This is a genomic window from Desulfosporosinus hippei DSM 8344 (genome assembly GCF_900100785.1).
Lineage (GTDB): Bacteria > Bacillota > Desulfitobacteriia > Desulfitobacteriales > Desulfitobacteriaceae > Desulfosporosinus > Desulfosporosinus hippei.
This window is the reverse complement of sequence record NZ_FNCP01000044.1, coordinates 1-22829: the sequence shown is the minus strand read 5'-3', so window position 1 is coordinate 22829 and position 22829 is coordinate 1. Positions and strand designations below refer to the sequence as shown.

Here is a 22829-nt window from a genome sequence, read left to right as displayed (position 1 = left end):
TTTTGTAATCCACCCCTAAAGATTTAGAGATGAAGGCGGTCAAAAAACCGATCAATTTGTGTCCAAAAAACGGTCATTTTACTTGACCGCTTACACATGTTTCTAGTTGAGCATGAACTTGACGAGTACGTAATGCAAGAATTGCTAAATCAAGATGGTCTATTGTGCAAAATTGGACTTGTAAACTAGATGAATCAAGGTGAAAGTAATACAGTAGCCGAGCAGAATGGATAAGACTGAATACATATTAAAGAAGGGTGAATCACCCCTTCTTTTTTCTTGCCCTCAAACACTTGTACACTAGCTACAATACGAGTGTGCTTTCTAGTGTACAGAGTAGAGTTAGGTATTATGCACTAAATACCTATAAAACAATCATTAAAACGTAAGCGTCCAATAAGACAGTGTGTAGAAACCTATTTGAAACTATGAAACAATACTCTAAATTAGAGTTTTGCAGTTTTTCGAGTTAGTGGAAAAACTGCAAAGGAGGTTTAGAGTTGGATACCAGAGAAGCAACCCGTAACTACCGATTAAATCATTGGACTGAGATTGTCCGTGAATGCCGGAGCAGTGGACAGACTGTCGCTGTTTACAGCATGATTGAAAGTGCTAAGGCCAATGGTCTGAATCCCTATAAATATCTTTGTTTCATTTTCAGAGAGTTACCCCGTGTGCAGTTTGGTCAATACCCGGAATTTCTTGAAGATTATCTGCCGTGGAGTCCAGACGTACAGGCTGTTTTAAATAGGGCAAAAACTTAGTTTATACTGGTTTTTGCCCTTTTTCTATCCACAGACTTATTTGACGCTTACGTTAAAATAAACGAAACTAGTCAATTGTATAAAGAAATATAATCCTAAACAATAATAATCATATAATTTTAAACTTAGTATTAAAATACTAAAATAAACAATTATGTAAAAAAAAGGGTATTTATATATTGAGTAGAATATATTCATATAACATTCTAAAACATTCAACTCGGAGGCTGAATTATTGATGAGAACAGAAGTTATACGTGATTATGAGAACAAAGTCTTTCCAAAAGGTCACATCAAGCAGTTTGCTTTTAATCTTGCTCAATTCGATAATATGTTACCATCTGTTCCTTGCATTCATTTAACCTACAATGACGATGGATTTGAAACAAGTACAATAGTCTCCCCTGACGATTTAGAGAATATATGTGAAGTTGTTCCTCCACTTAATTCAATAGGATTTAATTACGATTCTATCATTATCAATATTAGATTATTACGGCACTCGAAAAACTTGAGTATTATGTATGTAATTAGTGGTGATACAGAACGTGTTAAGAAATTAATCATCTTTGTAGAGAATACTTTGGAGCTTACAAGTCTCAATGAAGAAGAAATTAGTGAGTTGACCATAGATAATAACGAAATCATTGAGCAGACTCAAATGGACACGGATCACAGCAATAGTAAGGAGTCAACAAATTCTGTTGGAATTATATGGAAAAAGGCTTTAATTCAACTCCAGTCACTTTATTCAACTGAATCCTATCACACTTGGATCGCCCCATTAGTTCCAAGTGTAGATGGTAATCAATTATTATTGAATTGTCCTAACCGATTTGTAATAGACTGGATCGAAAGTCGTTATAAGAAGCAAATATTACAGGTAATACAATCCATCGAACCTTCAATAATGGAAGTTTGTATTCGAGTCCATGGCAATCAGGATGATGAATCCGATATAAATAAGCACCAAGAACTTATAAAGAAAATTCAAGGCAAAACCATTGATCATATTGTTGCCAATAAAAATTCAAATTCGGGCTTTGATATTGTTTTTACCGATGGTACGGTTCTTGAGTTATATGTAGACAAATTGGATTGGGTATTTGATGAAAATCCTAATGACTGAGAAAAGAAGGCTCGTAAAATAGATAAGTATATCTTCATTGATCAAGTCAATAACTTAAATGAGAGTATACTGTTCAGGGGCGGGATGCTCGCTTGATATGTATTCTAATCAAGCGATCCTGTTATTGCCAAGGGCTTATGGGTGGTGATAATTAATTAAATAAGGACTGGATTATATATTGCAAAAGCAATTAAGAGCAGATGAAGCTTGTCCATGTTTAACTACCATATTTAGAGAGCGATTTTACTTATGGCAAAAGCAAAAATAACTATCACAGGAGAAATCGAAAGAAAAGTTAATGAGGACTGTACTGTCAATGTTACTATTAAAGCTGACACTAGCAAGGGTGTCCCGAATGGTTTAAAAGAACTTGGATCATCCACCTACAACATTGCTTTTAAAAGGAGGATTATGGTTGAAAATGAAAAGTGAGCCACGTAAATTCATACCTTTCACAGTAGAGGGTGAAGATTTTCCATCATTCATGTTGCCAGAAGATAGTGATGCAGTTCAATTGCTACTTGATGTAGCTAATAAAACAGGTCGTGATCTAAGTGAGGTTCTCAACGAGTTGATTATTAAACATTTCACTAAGTTACTTGGTATGAAATATGAAGATATTCCTTTTGAAGATGAAGAAAAGTTGAAAGAACTATTAAGGAATAAACTACGTAGAAAGCTTTAAGTTATAAACGGCAACATTAGAACAAAATATGGAATTTTTATAATTGAATTTATAAAGAAAAATCAATGAAAATTTAGAGGGAGAATTCTCCGCTCTTCTTTGTTCTTAAATAAAAAGAGTGATGTAAAGTTTGACGATACAAGGAAGTTGAAGCAGGAACTGTAAAACCTTTTGAATGTATGAAGCAGTTAGGCAGGACTAAGCCAGTTTCTACAGATATGAGAAAAATTATGAGGCATTGTGCAGAGAGTGTAAATAAAGAGAAGAGTGCAGGAATTTCCTTGCCTCTTCTTTTTTATAAATCAGGCTAAACATCAATAACACATCTAAGTCTGTGAAAACACTAGCAAAAATTCAAACAGAGAGTGGGTAAATGGGTCATTTCAAGGGAGGTGGGCGGTATTTTACAACAATTAGATAAAGTGTGACAAGCTATAACCTGCGTAGTACATAAGCATCCATCGGCAAGTTATTGATGCTTTAACGCTCTCATGGGGAAAAGAAAGACGAGGTAGTGGGGCTAATTGTGTTTCCTAAGAACACTTAAATCCCCTAAATGAATACAAAACCGATAATGAACACCGATAACATTTATTGGCAAACAAAAAATGTTGTGTTTTTTTATAACCTTCTAGGACAGTTTTAAAACAATAAAGGAAAATATGATATGAGTGGAGAATACGCAGGATAGTGGAAAAATATCCCGTCGGTGAGGAGGAATTGTCTTGGAAAATGCAATTGTCATATCGGTTATTAACTATAAAGGCGGAGTCGGCAAAACAACTAGTACCTTTAATATTGGAGCAGGTTTGGCATATCTAGGTGGATTTAAGGTGTTAATGATTGATTTAGACCCTCAATGTTCGCTAACTAATGTGTGCTTAAAGGCTTATTCAAGGCTTCAACAGAAAGAATTAAAAATTGAAGACCTTAGTGTAGATGTAACCATAAACAATGTACTACGAGGTTATTTGAAGCAACAAACATTAGGAATGAAGCCTGATATTGACCTAGATAAACTCATATTTAAAAACTTTTACCAAGGTGAAATAAGTAAATTAGAAAACTTGGATTTCATTTCTGCCACGATGTTCGACCCAACGGACAAGACGTATTTAAAGGGCTTAGACGATTTGGAAATTGAAATGGCAATGCAATATGTCGGGCATGAAACTCGGTTGAGTCAACTTTCCTTAATCGCAAAATTCTTTACTGACTCTAGACTTCAACAAAAATACGATTTTATTATTTTTGATTGCCCCCCTGCAAATAACTTAATAACACAAAATGCCTTAATTGTATCGGATTATTATCTGATCCCAACCATTATGGATGATATGAGTTCAAATGGAATCGCTCATTTACATAGCTTAATTAAGAACACTATTTTTGGACAAATTGATAGGAGTTACAGAAATCTAATAGAAGAGAACCAAATTGATTATCTTAATTACTTTAAAAAGCCAAATCCTGAACTATTAGGAGTTTTTGAAACCTTAAAGAAAACAGGTTCGGATACAGATAGTTCTAGGTCTGCATTAGCATCTCTCCCTACATTTAAAGGGAAACTTTTCTCTCAAATTGTATACCATCATATTGATACTGCTAGGGCTACAGGACGTGGTCTTACGGTTTTTTCGGTCGATGTACAAAAGGATTTATATTCACCACATTTGTGTTATGGCAAGCTAATTTTGGAAATGCTATTAAGAGTAGGGGTTTCCATTGACGAAAAAGGTGCAAAGAAAAAAATGTCTGAATGGCTGTAGGAGGAAAAATGAAAGCGGCAGATGCTATAGAATTATTAAAGATATTTATGGAGCTTATGACTAAAACTGATGCGAAGAAAAGAAATATTGAAGTGCTAAATTGTTTAATAGAAGCCCTTCAGCCATTGGCTGAACTTGAGATAAAAAGAATACCCACTCTTATAGAAAAAAGTAAAAAACCAAAAAAGGAAATTAAAGAAAAAGCGATTAAATATTCAGAGAGTGATTTCATAGAATTAGCAAAACTACTGAATAGGGGGAAAAGCAAGGAATTATTAACAGAAGAGGAACAAAGAAATATTGATCGATTTATAGTTACTTATCCAAAAGTGGCGAACATAGTCAACTCAAATGTTAATGATTTATATAATGCTTTATATAGCATAGCCCCTTCCGATTGGACAATATCTGAATTAAGATTTTTACTTTACTTTTTTTTCAATATAAGAATAACAAGTAAGAAAAAAAAGAAAGAGATTTTCGATATAATAACAAACACAGCTTATCAGTATAACTATTCTAGAAGCCTAGATAAAAATAATTTTGAAACTTAGTTGAATATAACAATAAAAGACATCTGTGATGGGTGTCTTTTTATTGGGTAAACCACTATCATAATAAAAGGCGTATCTATCCGATCCGCATTTTAATGCGATAAAAGGCAATAATATAGGATAAAAGCGATACATATGGTTACAGGTCAATGGCATATTACGATGCAGTTCAGATAGTTGTCGTTACCAATCAAATTATACCGTCAAGCAAACAACTTGCGTCAAAGAATTAAGTAGAACTTTGGGAGAGAGATAAATTGATCAGTATGCTATGTAAAAAAGGAAGAACAACACCTAAGTGCAACCATAAGTTCCTGAAGATACCACAAATAAATCTGTGAGTTAGCCATCGATTGATCGTTGCTGTATGTGGCTAGACCATTACAAAAGGAATAGGAAAAAACAGATTGATTATTAAGAGGGAAGGATTTCCCCTTATGTAGGGAAGGGGATATTAAACAAATGCCTTAAAGACTAATACCACATAAAAGAGGGTGCAACTGAACAATTACCACATTGGACTAAAATTCAGGGATTAAAAAACCACCTCTAAGAGGTGGTCGTATGGATTTGAATTATATACCTTTGGCTATATCCATAAGAAGTTCATGGTAAATTCGTTCAAGGCAAATTTTTTCGTCTACATCTGTTATAACATATTGCACTTTATTAAATACTTCTAAGATAGTTAAAGTATTATTGATAAGATGCTTGTCGTATAAATCCTTAATATTATTCCTTGTAATTGTATCAAAATTATTCCTTGAAGTTGTTATGTTTTCTATAAGCTTATACAATACATCTGCTGATAGGGTTTTGCTATTTTTTAGCGAACTAATATATTCTAACATACTATTTTGTAATTGACTTATTTTTAACATACCGTTGATCCGATGCTCTATATTGTCGGGTTTTGTTATATGGTTGATGCTGAATACCGAATCAGTAAGTATACCTGCAAATGATTTTTCTTCATCATTTGGGTCTACGACCTTATACCTTAATTCGAGACTGAACTTTCTGTCGCGTATTTCACCATTCGAAAGTACTACACCAAAGTAAACCAACCCCACCTCATCAATTATAATTGGCTTGGTTTGCTCGAAGAATACTCGAATAGAAGAATCACTAATATCTGCGGATTCTACTCTAAATTCAATCTCTGTTTGAACGGTATACTTATGCAAGGCTAGGAGTGTAAGATAGAGTGCCAAATGGTTGTCATAATTATTATACTTGCTCGACGTTAGACCCCTAAGTAGATAGTCTTCGTTTATTCTTATGATTCTGTACTGGCGATATTCATCTTTCATTTTCAAAGATAGTTCGTCAAAATTGGTTCTTACTAAATCGTGTAAATCATTTTGTAAGCAGAATCTTGAATACTTTCCCATATCAAAAAGTTCCTCAAAGAATTCAAAGGTAAACTCATAGCAACCACGTGCAGTTATGTCATCACCGAAAAGTAAAATCACTTCATTTTTGTCATCAAAGCCTATAAGAGTGACTTCTCCGAGCTTTGTAAGTATGTCAATTTTTTCATCGTTTATTGAGTTAAAAGCATCTAATAGATTTTGCGACCCTCTTATAGTTAAATCGTCACTCAGACTACCAAAGCTAGTCAAGGGGAATTTATCCAAAATAGCCTTATCAATATCTCGCTCTCTAATTAGATGTTTTAAATCCCTAAGTTTTGCTAGTCCATCGAGAGGGGAGGTTAATTTTATATGTCTTAATCGCATAATGCAGAATCCTCCTAAAATTATTTTGGTCCAAAGCAGGAATTATCGATTTTTTGGTGAATAAACATATATAGTAAAGGACATTATATAGTTAAACCAATTGGCAGATTGGCTTAACCTTATAATACTTTCATTTGAACCACCTGCCCTTTTTAAAGTAAAGGTTTTCCAAATTTAAGTATACTATTTCTACTTAAATTTTCCAATTGCTTAAAAAGGCTGTAGTTGGTTATTTTCGTTTAATTTATCATATTTATTTGAATATTTCTTAACCATTCTTAGGATTGCTATTGATTTCCATTTTTGAATTTTTGTTAAGATAGAGTTAATAAAAAATATATAGAAAAAGACACCTATATTGGTGTCTTTTTTGTTGGGAATAAACCCTGTCTAAAATCTACCGTATAAAATCCAATCAAAAGGTAATAACAAATAATTGATGGTCGATTAACTAGGATGGTGATAAGATGTCTCGTAGATATAACTTTAGAACTTTTAATAGAACTAGAAAGAGATATGGAGTTAGGTTTAATAGTAAAAAAGGTCATGAGTTTCTTATAGTAATGGGTGTTATATTTGTTGGAGCATTGATAAACTACTTTTGGCAAATTTTAATCTTTGCTAGTTTGATTTTTACCATTTATCTTTATGAAAAGTGGTCAAAAAAACAAGTCATAAGGAAATCAGGAATTAACACCATTGATGGAATGGAAGGGATTGAATTTGAGGAACGATTAGAAATTTTATTAAGTGACTTAGGATACAAAGTTAAACGAACTCCAATTAACGATTTCGGTGCTGATTTGATAATAGATAAATATAAAGGGATGCGAACGGTTGTACAAGCTAAAAGATACAATAAACCTGTGGGCTTAAAAGCAATACAAGAGGTTATAGGTTCAATGGCATACTATAACGCATGTCACGCTATAGTCGTTACCAATCAAAGTTTTACACGCCAAGCGGAACAACTTGCATTAAAGAATAAAGTTGAACTATGGGAAAGGGATAAACTGATAAGTATGTTATGTAGCCCCAAGAAGAAATCTGAATCGGAACTAATTATGGATATTACTTAATTTAACAGGGTAATGAGGTTGGGTCATAAACCTTCATTGTTAAAAAGATATGACGTAATCCCCACAAGTTTTATAATATATCGATAGTTGTTGCGGAAATTATGTCCAAATCATGAATCAGTTATTGGTGAGATGGGTAGCTACAAAATAGGGTGTCGTACTAATTTCTCTTTAAAATTCCATATCATCTAATGGACTGTATTTTATTTGTCACATGACCAATATGAATATTTAGCTACCTCTCTATAGGAGGTTATTGTTGGAATCTGTATTTCTATACATTATAATAAGAGTGCAAGTTGAGTCATCTAAACCGTTAATCATGCAAAATTCTAAACCACTAACGCTTCTTTTTAATGCCAGACTCCCCTATGAGCTACTGCATAACATATCCTCAAGGATTGTTAACGAAGTAAAAGGTGTTAACCGTGGCGTTTATGACATTACGTCGAAACCTTTAGGTAAGAATATTTCATGTCTAAAATAAAACAATATTCAAAAGATTATTGACGGTTGTAATAAAAGGAGATATGATAAAATTTGCCTCATGTAATTGGACATGAGGGTCGGAGATTGTTGTCAACTGCTTTGAGATAATTATCACATCTAAGTGTCTCTCAAGTGTTGAACAGAGTTCATTGAGTATGATCAGTATCGCAAGATATAAAGTAATCATATCGATAGAACCAGCCTCCATAACTATTATCACATAGTTTACTATTAGGCGAATTTGGGTAGTTGGATTCACGACACAATTTAATTGCAGTAAATGAATACCAGTTTGAGTTATACCTGTCAACTAAGGGATGCTACCCCCCCTGTTGATGGGTATTACGCTTTTTGAGGAGAAAAGAAGTGGATATTAAGCAATGGAAAGCAAAAAATAATAACAGAAGGAATTATGCACATTTTGATAACAGAATTTCATTAGGGGATGTATGGAGTTATATTAATAATCCAAAGAACATAGAAAAACATAGTTTCTATCCGTTTATACACTATATACAGACATTTAATAAATATACTAAAAATAAAGGATTAGTGACGAAGGAGCGTGAACTATGCTATTCCGCACATATTGATAGATGTATATTTCAATTGTATGGGTATAAACTTAATCAGTTATATAATTTGAGGGTTGAACAAGATGGTATAGGGAAATCGGCTATTGCTTATAGAGATAATTTAGGAAAAAATAATATTCATTTCGCAAAGCAGGCAATAGATTATATAAGAGAAAAAGAGAGTTGCTTTATCATAATTGGTGACTTTACAAAATTCTTCGACAACTTAGATCATAAGTATTTGAAGAAAATGTTAGTTGATTTATTAGAAATAGTAGAACTTCCTTCAGATTATTATGCTGTATATAAAAATATAACCAAATTTTCTACATGGGATTTGAAAAGCATATTGGACATAAATGGATTACCTGAAAGCAATGATGGAATTAAAAAGCTAAATAAATTAGAGAGAGCATTGTCTTTAGACCAATTCAAGAAGTATAAAAAGTTGAATGTTAAAAAAAATGATCAAAAACATGGCATACCTCAAGGTTCACCTATAAGTGCTGTTTTATCAAATATCTATATGTTGGAATTTGATAAGATTTTAAATGATTTTATATGCCATAGAGATGGTTTGTATATGCGATATTGTGATGATTTTTTAATTGTATTGCCTAAAAGTAGTAAGGATGTTTTCAAAGAACACTTTTCTATTATTAACAATATTATTAAATCAACCCCAAAATTGAATTTACAACCAGATAAAAGTCAGGTATTTAGATTTAAAGATAATTCAATAATTAATTGTAATAATCTTGTATTGGAAGGTATTGAAAATGGTAAAAATTTTTTGAATTACTTAGGTTTCACATTTGATGGAAGTCTTGTTGCAATTAGAGATAAAACTATATCAAAATATTATTATAGGATGTATCGAAAGCTAAAGACCGTAGAAAAAAATCATGGGCGTAGCAAATATGGTCATAAAATTAGTTGTAATAATATTTATGAAAAATACTCTATTAAAGGTGCTAATGTTGGAAAAGGCAATTTTATCTCGTATGTTAGAAGGGCTGAAATCATATTTGGAAAAAATGAAGCAATAAATAGAGCTACAAAGAATCATATGCAGAAAATTAGACGAAGATTAAATTTTGTCAAATAGGATTATTAACATTTTTTACTCACAAATGTTAACAAAGTGTGGGTAAGTGAAGTGTTAAAACTATACAGTCTAAAAGCCACTTGACGGGAATTACACACTAGTTTACAATTTATTTAATCGTACTGACTGATAAGTGGTACTAACTATGAACTCCTTGATTGAAGATAATCTAGGGGTATATGACGTTAAGTTCACCTTGGGGTGGTAGAGGTCGCACGTTCAAATCGTGTCGCTCCGACCAATTAAATAGATAGTATAACCGCAAACCTGCATCAGGCAAGGCTTTGCGGTATTGTTTTTTGGGGGGCGAATACAAAACATCCCAAAATACCGCTATAATTTTGATATAAGGCCATTCAGATTCGTCACCAGTGACGAATCTGAATGGCCTTCACTGTCGGGGGAGGTAAGCAGCTTTGGGTACAGTCAAGAATTCTTCGCAAATTTGTTTGTGCTTGGTATGAGAGCAAGGCCTATCACTTGGCCTATTCACTTTACCGCTTGAATTTCAGAAGTATATATGGTCTTATGAGGTTCGTGCTTTTTTAAAAAAGAGGAACTCAGAAACGTTGAGAGTTATTCTGAGTGGAATCAATTTGTTTTATCGGGGAACATTCATGAAAACCTAATGAGACGCTTCTTATGCAGGGAGTTAATAAATTCCTTCCTTGTAAAAGAGTATGTTCCTAAAGCCAACCAGATTAAACCAAAACTTATAAGGTCTACCCTCGTGAAGGGTTCTTTAAATAAGAAAATACCTAGTAATAGGCCTATGCTAGGAGACACATATTGGATGAATCCCAGGGTTGATAAGGGGACACATTTGGCACTCTGGGCAAATAATAAAAGAGGTGTGGCCGTGATAACTCCGGTCAAAACCACTAAGATCCAGATATTCAGCGGCAGAGCGCTTAATGAACTTGTGCCATCGACTTGTTTATAAATCATGTAGCCTAAAGCGAAGGGCGTAATCATCATTGTTTCCAAGGTAAGGCCAATGATGGAGGAGAGATTCGACAGCTTCTTAACCAATCCATAGAGGCCAAAGGTAACTGCCAGGGACAGAGCTACCCAGGGGATTTGTCCATATTGAAACGTAATGATCAGCACACCTAACAAGGCTAATAATAATGAGGTAATCTGCCAGCGATCGATTCTTTCTTTTAAAACGGTGACCCCTAACAGCACAGTAAGTAGCGGATTGATATAATAACCTAAACTTGTTTCGATGACATGATTACAATTCACCGCCCAGATATATATAAACCAATTAGCGCTGATTAAGAGCGAGCCCAAAAAGACCCCCAGTAAGGTTTTTGGAGTTGAAATAACCTGTTTAAGGTTCCTTAAGCCTCCAATAATTAGGATGATGAGCAAGAGAAATGCAAAGGACCATACAATTCGAGAAGCAAGTATTTCATCCGCATTAATTTGCCTTAAGGCTTTCCAATATAACGGAAGAACCCCCCATAACACATAAGACAAAATGGCATAGACAATTCCCTGACTTTGAGATTTTCCACTTAAAGCCTTCATCAGTCGATTAAGCAATTAGATATCCCCAATCCTCAATTTGTTTTGAAATGATAATTTTTTTGATATGGTATATCCAGATAATAAACTTTAAACTCTTCCACAGTTATTCTCAAAATCCTCCTAGGACCGTAAAAATATCTATACTCGGCGGGACATTGTGTACTTAAACGTGAGTGGAAAAGTGCTAATATTAGTTCCGGTAATAAGCATAACAAAATAAGAAAAGGCACCGATATGACCGATGCCTGAAGCCCTTGCTACTAACATCCCTTGAAATTCCTTCAAGGTCATAGGGGCTAGTGCAATTTTCGTCTACTTTACTTCAGAACTTATTGGGCGATCACTATGGTTAATTCCAGTACATGATTCTATGATACGGGATGCAAAGTCATGCTTCAGCTCTGATACCCCGGGGTATAGCAGTTGTACCCATTGAAAATACTCCGCTAAGTGATGTCTTGTCATACGCACATCACTTGAGCGGAGTATTTGTGTTTCACTATCGTATCTGTGCAAATAGCTAAAGTTCTTTAACTCTGGTGGATTTAATAAAGAACGAGATCATCAGACCGATAATTGCAATTATTAGACCAAAGATAAAGGCATCTTGAACACCGGCAGTTAATGAAGCTCCAACTTTCGAGGGATCCGATGGATTTGTAACACTCTTCATGTAAGTACTTTGGGAGGCTGACATGATTGTAATAGCGACAGAGGTACCGATCGCTCCAGATACTTGTTGTAACGTATTCATCAACGCAGTTCCGTCTGGATACAGGTTTTTGGGTAGTTGATTTAGCCCGTTGGTCTGAGCAGGCATCATCACCATAGACACACCAAGCATAAGCAATGAGTGCATAAAAATCACTCTTATAATCGATGTTTCGGTGGTGACATTGGATAAAAGCCATAGCATGACAATCATTATAATAAATCCAGGAAGAACGAGCCATCTTGGTCCATATTTATCAAACAGGCGACCTGTTACGGGAGACATAAGACCATTGAATACGCCACCTGGTAAAAGGACAAGTCCGGCCGAAAACGCAGCTAATCCGAGTCCTGCTTGTAAGTATAAGGGTAAAAGAATCATAGAAGACAAGATGACCATAAAGGTAAGGAATACGGCTAACAGCCCTAAAGTAAACATAGGATACTTTAGTATCTTCAAATCAATCATCGGTTTGTTCATTTTTAGTTGTCTAAGTGAGAACAAAGCTAGCGCTATAAGGCCAACGGCAATTGTAGACATGACGATCGTGCTTCCCCACCCATTTTCACCGGCGCTACTAAAGCCATAAACGATTCCGCCAAAACCAAGGGTGGACAAAATAATCGATAGAACATCAATTTTAGGTTTAGTAATTGTAGAAACATTTTGCATATAAATTATGCCTGAGAGTAAAGAGAGAGTAAAAAAAGGTAAACAGACCCAGAAGATCCAATGCCAGTTGAGATGCTCGATAATTAAGCCTGAAATTGTCGGTCCAATAGCTGGAGCAAACATGATGACTAACCCCATGAGCCCCATGGTTGCGCCTCGTTTATGAACCGGGAAAATCAACAGAACAGTATTAAACATAAGCGGCAATAATAAACCAGTTCCTATGGCCTGAATAACACGGGCTAGCAGTAAGACGCTGAAACTTGGCGCTAGCGCCGCGATGGTCGTCCCGATGATCGAAAACACCAAGGAGAAAATAAATAATTCCCGAGTATTGAACCACTGCATCAAGAGACCAGAAACCGGAACTAATATCCCCAGGGTCAAGAGATAACCCGTTGTCAGCCATTGAACCGTTGGAGAACTAACGTTAAATACCTGAATTAAATCTCCAAGTGCCATATTCAAGGCGGTCTCATTAAATAATCCGATAAACCCTGCCATTAAAAAGGATATCAAGATAGGGGTTGTTCGGATGGGTAGATTCTGCGGTTGTACTACCGTTGTTGACATGAGTAAAATTCCTCCTAAAACTGAATCGAATTAAGTGCATAATCTTAGGCTTATTTTTTAAGTAAGAATAATGGTATCTGTTCGGCAATGACTTGAAGGGGTTTAACAGTTTTTGTTGTTAACGATAACAGAATACCACCTTCTACCATAGCGTTAATGACGATACTCAAATCCTTTGACTGCTTTTCACTATATCCTGATGCAAGTAATTTTGTGATATATACAGCTTGCCAACTCTCGAAAGCTGATTGACAAGCAATTCTTATAGGCTCACTTGTCGAATACTTTTCACCGGCTATCGTTCCGATCGGCATGCCTAAAGGATCAAAATTTCCCATAAAATTCTCGGCCAACTCAAGTATGTGGGATTGAAATGCTTCAGTTGGATCTGCAAATCGATTAAATATCTCTTGAATTTGGCTTGTAACATCTTCTTTGGTATGGTTAATTGCCTCAATGGCTAGTTGCTCTTTACCTTTTGGAAAATAGTGATATAACGAGCCCTTGGGGATACCGCTTTCCTCAATAATGTCATTAAGTCCCACACCATCATAACCACGTATTCGGAAAAGTCGAGAAGCAACTTTAATTAGAACATCTTTAGATTTGTTTTTATTTAACATTGTCAATTGCACTCCTTAATTATAACAACCGGTCTATTATTAAGATAGAGCTAAATATTGGTTCTGTCAATGCTTACCACCGGAATTTCAATAAGAGGACAAAAAGACACCTTACCGGTATATATTTGATAATTGTCACAAAAGGTTAGTGAATTGAAGCGAGGGGAAGAATGGGGGAGAAGAGGGGGATATGAAACGAACCTTTCTTCGCATGTTAATCAGTATGAAGGACTTTCCGAGTAAGGTTTTTAATGATTCGAACCTCAAACTCGATCGAATGAATTTATATGAAGTATTTATTAATATTACATTTAAGAGGTTCTTGCCTTACTCAAAAAAGGGATCCGTTCTGCTTATCAGCCGATTGAAGAGAATCTATTTCTATCATAATAATTTTCGAGTTATAATGAAGTAACTTATTGAAATAAATAGACTTAAAGGATATTATGAATTTTGATTACTTTGTCCATAACTAGAAGAGGTTCCTGAATTCATTCAAGGGACTTTTTCTAGTTATGGACTTCTAAGCTGAACAAATTAATGAATGATTTGAGGGAGAGTGTTTAATATATGTTTATGGTTCTAGCTTATTTAACAGCTAATGTTTTAGCAAATTTATCGGTTGCTTATTTTGGCCCTGTCTCTACCCCCATAAATGCCTTTTTATTAATCGCCTTTGATCTCGTTTCTAGGGACGCATTGCACGAGCGGTGGAATCATAAGAATCTTTGGTTAAAGATGGCACTTTTGATATCTACAGGTGCTATAATCTCTTTTGTATTAAATCAAGGGGCGGGGCGAATTGCTATAGCATCTTTGATTGCTTTCCTGTTAACAGGCTTCACCGATACAGTAGTTTATCAATTATTAAAGAATCACTCGCGTTTCTTAAAAGTCAATGGTTCTAACGTTGTATCATCCGCTGTTGATTCAATTGCCTTTCCAACTATTGCCTTTGGCAGTTTCATACCTTGGATTGTATTAGGCCAATTTGTAGCAAAGGTATTCGGCGGGTATTTATGGTCTCTTGTCCTATTCAAAGGGAAGAAAAGGATCTCCTCGAATTAAGCCTATAATCCTATTACAGCTGCAACAGCAAAAAAGAGAGTAGTGAGCATAATTGAACTCCTATTCTCTTTTTTTATACTAACTCAAATTTCGGTTGCAACCAAGCATAGGGCGAGCGGAGGAAGGGCATCACGGCGCTTGAAGAGTTCACCAGCTGCGTGTACTCTCGCCAAGACTCGGCATTAAGTAGAGGTTTCTTTATTCAGTTTGTAAGTTTAAAGTTTATTATGCAGGAAAAGACTACCAGAGGTAGAACAATTACTCTAAACTACAAATTGAGGTGACAAAATGGGTAAGGCTGATCTTCAATATAAATTGATTAAGACTCTGGCCTTTGCACCGTGGGAGTATACCGTTAAAACCTTGGCAGATTTCTTGGGGGTTAGTCAAATCACTTTAAATCGTAATTTAACGGAGATGGAAAGACGAGGGTGTATTTTTACCTATGATAGTCAAGGACGCATCTTTTTGCATCAAACTGGTTGGGATGGTTTTAATATCAAAGAGGCAACTCTCCGGCAAATGGAAATTCTGCGATTTATCAGCGCCTATCCAAATGGGGTAAAGGTGACGGAGATTTACTCCCGCTTTAATGACCATAAAAATGAGAAAACAATAGGTCGAGATCTAAAAGAGCTGCTACAAAGACAGCTTATAAGTAATAGTCAAGGGAACTATGCATTTAACGCCAACTTCGTAATCCCGCCTATCCAATTAGACACAGGGGAGAAGAGCTTATTATTTGAACACATGGCTGTGCAGCAAGAGATGTCCCCTCTTAAGGATGAAGCTAAATCGTTAACAGCCAAGCTTCATATTTCTTTAAACATACCGAAAAATGATCAGGATACGGTTATTGTTCATGGTCGCAGGCCCATCGAAGATTTAAGGCGTAGCCATTTCTGTCAGCGGTTAGAGGAATGTGCCCGGTCTTGTAAAAGAATCTTGATACTTTATCGTAAAAAAGAGGGCGAAGTATCCGAGTTGGAACTAAATCCTCTCGGTATTATGTATCATTGGGGGTTAGATAACTGGTATTTAGCTGCCCAAGATAATGGTCAGGAAGGAAACATAAAAACTTACGCCGTTGATAAGATTCTTACGATCAAAGAACTAGGCGGAAATTTTTCAAGACCGATGGGTTTTGATTTAGTGGAGTGGTACAAGTACTCTTGGGGAGTTTACCGAAGCGGAAAACCAGCAAAAGTAGTCATCCGCTTTCATAATTACTATTCAACCATTAACCGAGTTAAGGCAGAACTTAGTTTCCGGGAAACCTGTGTTTTACGAGAAGATAATGATGGAATGATTATGGAAGATATGGTGGACGGGCTGGGGGAATTGGCTGTCTGGTTGAGAAGCTTTGGTCAAGGAGCAGAAGTTCTCGAACCACTTGAATTGCGTGAAGCAGTGATCAAAGATCTGGAGCAGATAATTGAAAATTATGGAGGGTGATTAAAATGGACCCCCATCTACACATGGAAAGAATTCTTGCTTTGATCGAGGCTGAGCCCGGTATTACCGGACAAAAAATTGCTGAGGCCTGTGCCGTGCCCTGGGCAATGATTAAAAACGATTTAGAAACTATCATGCTGGCTGCGGCGAATCATATTCCTCTTTATACAGATCAAGACGAGAACAGCGGGCCTGATGACTATCTGGATGACATAGACGGTGAAGTTGCTCCAGAGACCAAGTTTTATTTGGATACCTATAACAGAAAACATAGTCCTCTTCATTTGACGGTAGGTGAAGCCCTACAGATTCTAAGCTCGGTCGACGGCGAGGAAAAGCGTCCCAAGCTTCTCTCCTTAAGGCAAAAGATTCTCCACAGCCTTGATTTAGATAGCCAGGGAACATTCCGCTATGTTAAAGGAAATATGACGACCGCTGCCGAGGTCGTCAGTGAGGTATTAATTTTGCTCGAACAGGCGATTTCTAAGCATCTGCAAATCGGCTTTACTTATAATTCTCTTCCCATGACAGCAGCCCCCTTGGGTCTAGTGTATTATTCCCGCTTAAGGCAGTGGTATCTTGCGGCGGTCAATGACAGCCTTATCAAGACCTTTAATGTGAGTAAAATTAACGACATCGAGGAACTTTCTAAATCGTTCATTCATCCTGCGGATTTTTCTCTTAAAGACGAGTTAGCTCCTCGCTGGGGGATAGAATTTGGTGAGCCCTTTAAAGTTAAAGTTCGATTCCTCAACAGGTCTCAAACCTTTAACAAAGTGCGTAAGGATGTGGCCCATCGTCAGTGTAAATTAACGGTTGAAAATGACGGCACAAGCCTGTTATATGAGGATACTGTTATAGGAAGAAATGAGTTTTCTGTCTGGATTCTTGGTTTTGGCTCAACTGCAGCAGTATTGGAACCCCCGGACTTGAGAAATGAAATTCTCGCCAGGGTTAAAGCTGCATTAGGAAACTATAAGTAAATTACAAATTTTCGTCTCCGTGTTTTTATACTTTACATAAATGATCATGTAGAGCAAAACGAGGAGATGAATACGGCTGTAAATTAATTGTCAGGCGGGTAGCGGGTATAATTGAGCCAAATCAATAAAGAAAAATGGATCTTTCGGGAGCATTCAGTTCATGCCTTTGCGAGCAGATCCATTCTTTTTCTTTCAATGTCAGATTTAGGAATAGTGCTATGCGCTTACTTCTAATTGCTTGTCATATAATAGTTCAAGAATTTTATTAACCAGGGTATCCATATCGAAAGGTTTTTGTATGAAATATTTTGCCCCTAAATCAAGTGCTTGTTGAGTAATATTTTCATCTCCCATGGCTGATAGCATGATAAATTGTGGCTTTCTATTTATTTTTGCAGAATTTATTTTATTAATAACGCCAACCCCGTCAAGTTTAGGCATAATTATATCAAGCACAACAACGTCAGGTTCTTCCTTTATGATTAAGTCAACTGCATCAAGACCATTGAACGCAGTACCTACTACAATAATTTCATTTTGACAGTCAAGGTACTCACACAACAATTCATTAAAAGCCCTATTATCGTCTGCAATCAATACATTGATTTTGTTAATATTCATAAATACAAATACTCCTTTGTTGTAGGTTTATTGCCCATTTGTAATTATAAATATTAGACAACCTATTCTCAAGCTTTGGATTAAGACAAGGTTTTCTACATAAGAGGTATAAATGACAGGATTGTTCTGTTGAAAACCTAATATTCCTAGCAATTTATTGATTATTGTTGAAAAGCAACTTATTTTAAACAAATTTTGTATTTTAGTCTAAGTATAAATCAGAGAACTCTATTGCAATTGCTTTTAATACCCGGCTATCATCGGGTACAATAATTAGCTTTCCTTGTCCTTTGTCGTTTATTTGATTAATTGGCAATATAACTTTAAACGTACTGCCTTTGCCTATTTCACTAAAAACATTGATCTTACCGCCCATGCCTTTAACCAATGTTTTGACTAACGAGAGGCCGATTCCTGTGCCTTCGGCTTGTCTTGTAAGGGAATTATCTACCTGTCCGAAACGTTCAAATATTAGCTTCTGTTTATTTTTCGGGATGCCCACGCCCTCGTCTTTAACCATTATAACGGCCTTTTTATTTTGGCTTGAGATATTAACCCATATTGATTTCCCTCTGGGTGTAAACTTAATAGCGTTTGATAAAAGGTTTAAGAGAATACGTTCATATTTTTCCTCATCTATAGCCATTTCTAAGCAGTCGGTGTCTGTAGAAAATATTAATTGTATTCCTTTTTCCTTGGCTATACTCTCCACGGATTTAATAATCGCATTGGAAATAAAGATGATATCCCGGTTCTCTAAAGTCATTTTTAAATGACCGGCATTATACCTCGTGATGTCCAGAAGATTACTGACTAAACGCATTTGTCGGTAGGTATTAACTTTAATTTTTTTCAGGTGTTTTTTGACCTTATCATGTAAGTGATCACCATATAGATTTTCGATGACTTGTAAAGCAGCATTGATTACATTTAAGGGAGTCCTGAACTCATGGCTGATAGTTCCAAGAAACTCATCCTTCATCTTAATTGCCTTTTCAAGTGCTTCATTCTTCTCTCTTTCAACCTTTATCATGAGTTGCTGCTGGTTTCTTAATACTTCCTCTGTTCTTATTCTGTTCATTGAAATAGCAACCTGGTCAACAACCGCTTTCATAAGAGCAAGTTCATCTTCGTTGAAGCTATCTTTAGATTTTGTACCAAATGAAAGCGTACCAATAATCTTTTGCTGGTCCATAAGGGGATGACAAGCATATGCTCTTATTCCAAAGGACTTTACAAGTTCAGTCCTGATGTCAGGTGAGGACTGAATATTCTCCGCCACTATCCTGCATCCATCTCTTGCTACACAGCCACAGACTGCAACACCGTAATCCAGCCACTCAATTTCATGGGCCATCTCCTTTGGAATTCCGGCACAGGCATTAAGATGTAGACACATTTTTTCTTCATCAATTAGGTAATTGAAAAAAGTATCACACTTAAGAAACTTCATAATACGAAGACAAAGCTCCTCGACTATCTCCTGTGGCCGGTCACTAGCCAGAAGCTTTCCAGTTACTTCATAAAGGATTTCTGCTTTTTCTTTATTCCATCTGATTTTTTCTTCAGCCTGCTTTTGCTCAATTATGTCAGCTACCTGCCGTGCTAATACATCAAGATGTCTCAATTCACGTTCTGTTGGCTCATGAGAACCGTTCCAGTGAGTAGATATCATACCTATCAGTCTTCCGTTGCGTGAGCGCAAGGGAGTCGACTGGACAGCATTAATACCTGTTTGCAGATACATGGCTTGGTCCTTTGTACCAAGCATGAAACCGCATTCCTGTACATTTGGCACAATGATACGACGACCTGTACGCAAAGCTTCACAGCAAGTGGTGCAGGCAGATTTAGAGTCTAACAATTCCCACAGCTTTGCCGCTTCGGGCTTAAATCCACAGAAAGCCAACAGTTGAAGTTTATCACTATTACCCTGCCCAGGAAGCACCATCTGCAAACTGGCATATTGTGAATGCATTATTTGCATTGCGGCATCAATAATCTTCTCATACAGTGTCAAAACATTATCTTTACGGAGAAGTTCAATGCTCACACTTTGAAGAAGTTTGGTGTCAGATAATTCTACTTCAAGTAACTCTTTTTGCTCTTTTATCTTTTCTTCATATTGCATCATTTGTGAAATGTCACGGTGGGTTACTACTGCTAAAGTCAAGTTATTTTCATCATCAAAAACAGGAACTGCGTTAATTTCTACAAATATGCTCTTGTTAGGGTATTTTACGATTATTCTTTCATTTCTTATCCTTTCACCTTTAAATACTCTTCTTGTCGGAAGATTTTCTGCAGCTATAATGTTATTATCTAAATCAAAACACTCGAAGCCGTCGTGAATACTCTCATACTTAGTCTCTATGCTTAAATCAGGATACATTCTGCGAGCTTCCGCATTTCTTAAAATGCAGTTACCTTGGCCATCAAAGATAGCAATAGCGTCATTCATATTTTCAATGACGGCCTCAAGCATTTCCTTTTGTTCTTTAATTATGTTTTCATTTCTTACCTTTTCCGTTACATCACGGTTGTGAATGATGCCTAACCTTACTTCACCTGTGTCATCATCAAAAATGGGACTTGCATTAAAATCATAGTAAATGGTGTTACCACTACCACGTTTAATTATTACCCTTTGGTTTTCGACCTTTTCACCGTTGATTACTTTATACGCCGGAAAATCTTCAAGGGAAAGAGGGCTGCCAGCAGCATTATAATATTTTTCACCCATGTCTAATGATTGGCCAATACAATTTACTGTGTCTTTTAGAGTAGTTGATTTTTGTGTATACTCCTTAACTTTCTTATTAACTCTTATATAGTTGCCGTGTTTATCAACTACTGATAACCCTTCAGACATGTTATCAATGATTACTTCCAATTCTTCTTTCTGATTTTTCAATGCCTGCTCGGTTTTCTGGCTTGCTTCATATAGACTATCTAGTTGCTCCTTCTGCTGTTCAACCTCTTTTTTTTGTTTTATTAATTCGGTTATATTACGGCTGCTGATTACGCCATATAAAAAGTCTCCGTTTTTATCAAAGATAGGTGTTCCACTCATAATCGAGTAAAATTCCTGTCCATTCAACTTGAAGGTCAAAATCTCATCTTTTACTACTTCTCCACATTTTACGCGATAATTAGGTGTGTTTTCTAATGGAATTTTGTTTCCTTTCAAATCATAAAATTTGGTAACTTTACTACTATCACCAATTTTATCTAAAGAAGTTGAAAAGCGTTCTTTGGCAATTTTATTCATGATTATGTATTTGCCTTCCTTATCAAAGACGAATAGAGCTTCTTGCGTATTGTTCAGTATAGTTTCCCATTGATCTTTTTGCCTTTGGATTATTGTATTTTGGTCTTCTATTTGTTTGCTTTTCAAAACATCTTGTGTTACTTCTCTAACTGTTTCAACCAGAAACTCAACTTTACCATCTTCCAATATAGGCATAACCATTACATCCCAATAGGTAGTGCCTCTATTTAATCCTTCGTAAGCGAATTCCTTGTTAACCAGAGGTATTCCAGTATCGACAACTTTTTGCCATTCATCATTGGAATTGCTGCCGGACCAACCGATACATATCTGATGCAAACTCATACCAATGCTTGTTTCAGGTTTATTAAACGGCTCACCTTGAAAATCCAAGAAGAGTTGATTTGCTTTAAGTAGTAAAAAATCTTCAGCTTGAAAAATGGCAAAACCGCTAAGGTTGTACTTAAATTGCTGTTCAATATAGGGAAACCTTTGTTCAATTCTTGAACGAGGTTCTTCCTCGAAAATAAAGATTTTCTCAGTCCTGGTGGCATATCCGGTATGTATTGTTAACTTAACTTTTCTTGGTTCAAGATATTTTGTAAATATAAAAAAGCTCTTTTGGTTTTCATGCATATCGTCTAGATAAACGTTAAACCGCAAGAGGCTGTAAAGATAATCTATACCCTTGTTTACAATTTCAGACCTTCTGTATACTATAAGTTCTAAAAATCTCTCTCCTGCCTCCAAAATAATACTGTTACTTAATAAAATATAAGGTAAGCCCTCCAACTGACCAATATTAAAGCCTGCACTCATATTAGACACCTCAATTCATTGTGAAACTACAGTTGATTATATCATTTAATTCTATGAGAATTGAGAAAATATTTCCATACTAAAGTTTATTTATACTATAATTGACGGGATGTGATTTGTAACCAAGATAACCGCCGTGAGGAAGCTTAACCAGGATGTAAAGGTACCGAGTTTTCCAATTCTAAATGATGCCATTGCAAGGTTGGGTGAAGTAAGGGATACTGGATGTCTTGAAGTATGCTTGATTCCAGGAGGGGTGTGGCCAGATCAAACAGTGAATTAATCTTGGAACCCTTTTGCCTGGCTTTGTTAGTGACGACTATGCTCTTTTGGAGATTAAAAAGCGAGCCATTGATTTGAGATGCAAATTAGTTGTTGACAGCATAAGTTGAAGATGCTAATATGTACTTCCGGCCAAGAAACAGGCCGAACACTTAAACAACAAGTTCGAAATTAGTTATTGACAACGAGAGTTGATAATGCTAACATAAAATTCTGGCCTAAACAGGCAAAGAGAATCATAGAAACGAAAGGTACATAGAGTTTATACTCAGTGTTACTCGACTGAAAAAAGTATTGACAACGCAAGTTGAAAATGCTAA

The 22829-nt window shown here is 35.9% G+C and carries 16 protein-coding genes and 2 pseudogenes; 12 read left to right on the top strand and 6 right to left on the bottom strand.

Annotated features, from left to right (window positions below; genetic code table 11):
* Positions 1-581: 581 nt before the first annotated feature.
* The 6 genes and pseudogenes from BLS16_RS21995 to BLS16_RS21970 form a co-directional block, all read left to right on the top strand.
* Positions 582-764: pseudogene (locus tag BLS16_RS21995) on the top strand (transposase domain-containing protein); the annotation flags it as partial.
* Positions 765-1002: 238 nt separating this feature from the next.
* Positions 1003-1893: a DnaA N-terminal domain-containing protein gene (locus tag BLS16_RS21990; RefSeq protein WP_092335751.1), complete on the top strand. Its 891-nt coding sequence runs from the start codon at positions 1003-1005 to the stop codon at positions 1891-1893.
* Positions 1894-2142: 249 nt separating this feature from the next.
* On the top strand, positions 2143-2325 hold the full coding sequence (locus BLS16_RS21985; protein ID WP_092335750.1) for a hypothetical protein: 183 nt from the start codon (positions 2143-2145) through the stop codon (positions 2323-2325).
* Positions 2309-2578 carry a hypothetical protein gene (locus BLS16_RS21980; protein ID WP_092335749.1) on the top strand — a complete coding sequence of 90 codons (270 nt, stop codon included), beginning with the start codon at positions 2309-2311 and terminating at the stop codon, positions 2576-2578. Before BLS16_RS21985 ends, BLS16_RS21980 begins: the two co-directional genes overlap by 17 nt.
* Before the next feature lie 725 nt (positions 2579-3303).
* Positions 3304-4347: a ParA family protein gene (locus BLS16_RS21975; RefSeq protein ID WP_176786264.1), complete on the top strand. Its 1044-nt coding sequence runs from the start codon at positions 3304-3306 to the stop codon at positions 4345-4347.
* A gap of 8 nt (positions 4348-4355) precedes the next feature.
* Entirely contained in the window at positions 4356-4901 is a 546-nt protein-coding gene (locus tag BLS16_RS21970; protein WP_092335747.1) for a hypothetical protein, read from the top strand.
* Positions 4902-5476: 575 nt separating this feature from the next.
* Here BLS16_RS21970 and BLS16_RS21965 read toward each other — a convergent pair.
* Entirely contained in the window at positions 5477-6643 is a 1167-nt protein-coding gene (locus BLS16_RS21965; RefSeq protein WP_092335746.1) for a hypothetical protein, read from the bottom strand.
* Positions 6644-7110: 467 nt separating this feature from the next.
* On the opposite strand from BLS16_RS21965, the gene BLS16_RS21960 reads away from it, so the two are divergent.
* The 3 genes and pseudogenes from BLS16_RS21960 to drt2 all read left to right on the top strand — a co-directional run bounded on the left by BLS16_RS21960 (position 7111) and on the right by drt2 (position 9894).
* Positions 7111-7722 carry a restriction endonuclease gene (locus BLS16_RS21960; RefSeq protein ID WP_092335745.1) on the top strand — a complete coding sequence of 204 codons (612 nt, stop codon included), beginning with the start codon at positions 7111-7113 and terminating at the stop codon, positions 7720-7722.
* Between the two features lie 358 nt (positions 7723-8080).
* A pseudogene (locus BLS16_RS21955) lies at positions 8081-8209 on the top strand (GMP synthase (glutamine-hydrolyzing)); the annotation flags it as partial.
* A gap of 368 nt (positions 8210-8577) precedes the next feature.
* Positions 8578-9894: an antiviral reverse transcriptase Drt2 gene (gene drt2 / locus BLS16_RS21945; protein WP_092335743.1), complete on the top strand. Its 1317-nt coding sequence runs from the start codon at positions 8578-8580 to the stop codon at positions 9892-9894.
* 615 nt (positions 9895-10509) lie between these two features.
* Here the strand turns inward: drt2 and rarD are convergent.
* The 3 genes from rarD to BLS16_RS21930 all read right to left on the bottom strand — a co-directional run bounded on the left by rarD (position 10510) and on the right by BLS16_RS21930 (position 14010).
* A complete protein-coding gene (gene rarD, locus BLS16_RS21940; protein ID WP_242876400.1) occupies positions 10510-11445 on the bottom strand; it encodes an EamA family transporter RarD in 936 nt (311 codons plus the stop codon).
* Positions 11446-11950: 505 nt separating this feature from the next.
* On the bottom strand, positions 11951-13387 hold the full coding sequence (locus BLS16_RS21935) for a DHA2 family efflux MFS transporter permease subunit (RefSeq protein ID WP_092335742.1): 1437 nt from the start codon (positions 13385-13387) through the stop codon (positions 11951-11953).
* Positions 13388-13437: 50 nt separating this feature from the next.
* A complete protein-coding gene (locus tag BLS16_RS21930; RefSeq protein ID WP_092335741.1) occupies positions 13438-14010 on the bottom strand; it encodes a TetR/AcrR family transcriptional regulator in 573 nt (190 codons plus the stop codon).
* Between the two features lie 570 nt (positions 14011-14580).
* Here BLS16_RS21930 and BLS16_RS21920 point away from each other — a divergent pair.
* The 3 genes from BLS16_RS21920 to BLS16_RS21910 all read left to right on the top strand — a co-directional run bounded on the left by BLS16_RS21920 (position 14581) and on the right by BLS16_RS21910 (position 17516).
* The gene (locus tag BLS16_RS21920; RefSeq protein WP_092335739.1) at positions 14581-15078 is read left to right on the top strand and encodes a VUT family protein; all 498 of its coding nucleotides are present in this window, start codon (positions 14581-14583) and stop codon (positions 15076-15078) included.
* Positions 15079-15366: 288 nt separating this feature from the next.
* On the top strand, positions 15367-16533 hold the full coding sequence (locus tag BLS16_RS21915) for a WCX domain-containing protein (protein ID WP_092335738.1): 1167 nt from the start codon (positions 15367-15369) through the stop codon (positions 16531-16533).
* 5 nt (positions 16534-16538) lie between these two features.
* A complete protein-coding gene (locus BLS16_RS21910; protein ID WP_092335737.1) occupies positions 16539-17516 on the top strand; it encodes a helix-turn-helix transcriptional regulator in 978 nt (325 codons plus the stop codon).
* 216 nt (positions 17517-17732) lie between these two features.
* On the opposite strand, the gene BLS16_RS21905 is transcribed toward BLS16_RS21910, so the two are convergent.
* Together BLS16_RS21905 and BLS16_RS21900 are read right to left on the bottom strand one after the other, a co-directional pair.
* A complete protein-coding gene (locus tag BLS16_RS21905; protein WP_092335736.1) occupies positions 17733-18137 on the bottom strand; it encodes a response regulator in 405 nt (134 codons plus the stop codon).
* A 202-nt stretch (positions 18138-18339) separates the two neighbouring features.
* A complete protein-coding gene (locus BLS16_RS21900) occupies positions 18340-22227 on the bottom strand; it encodes a GAF domain-containing protein (protein ID WP_092335735.1) in 3888 nt (1295 codons plus the stop codon).
* Between the last annotated feature and the right edge of the window lie 602 nt (positions 22228-22829).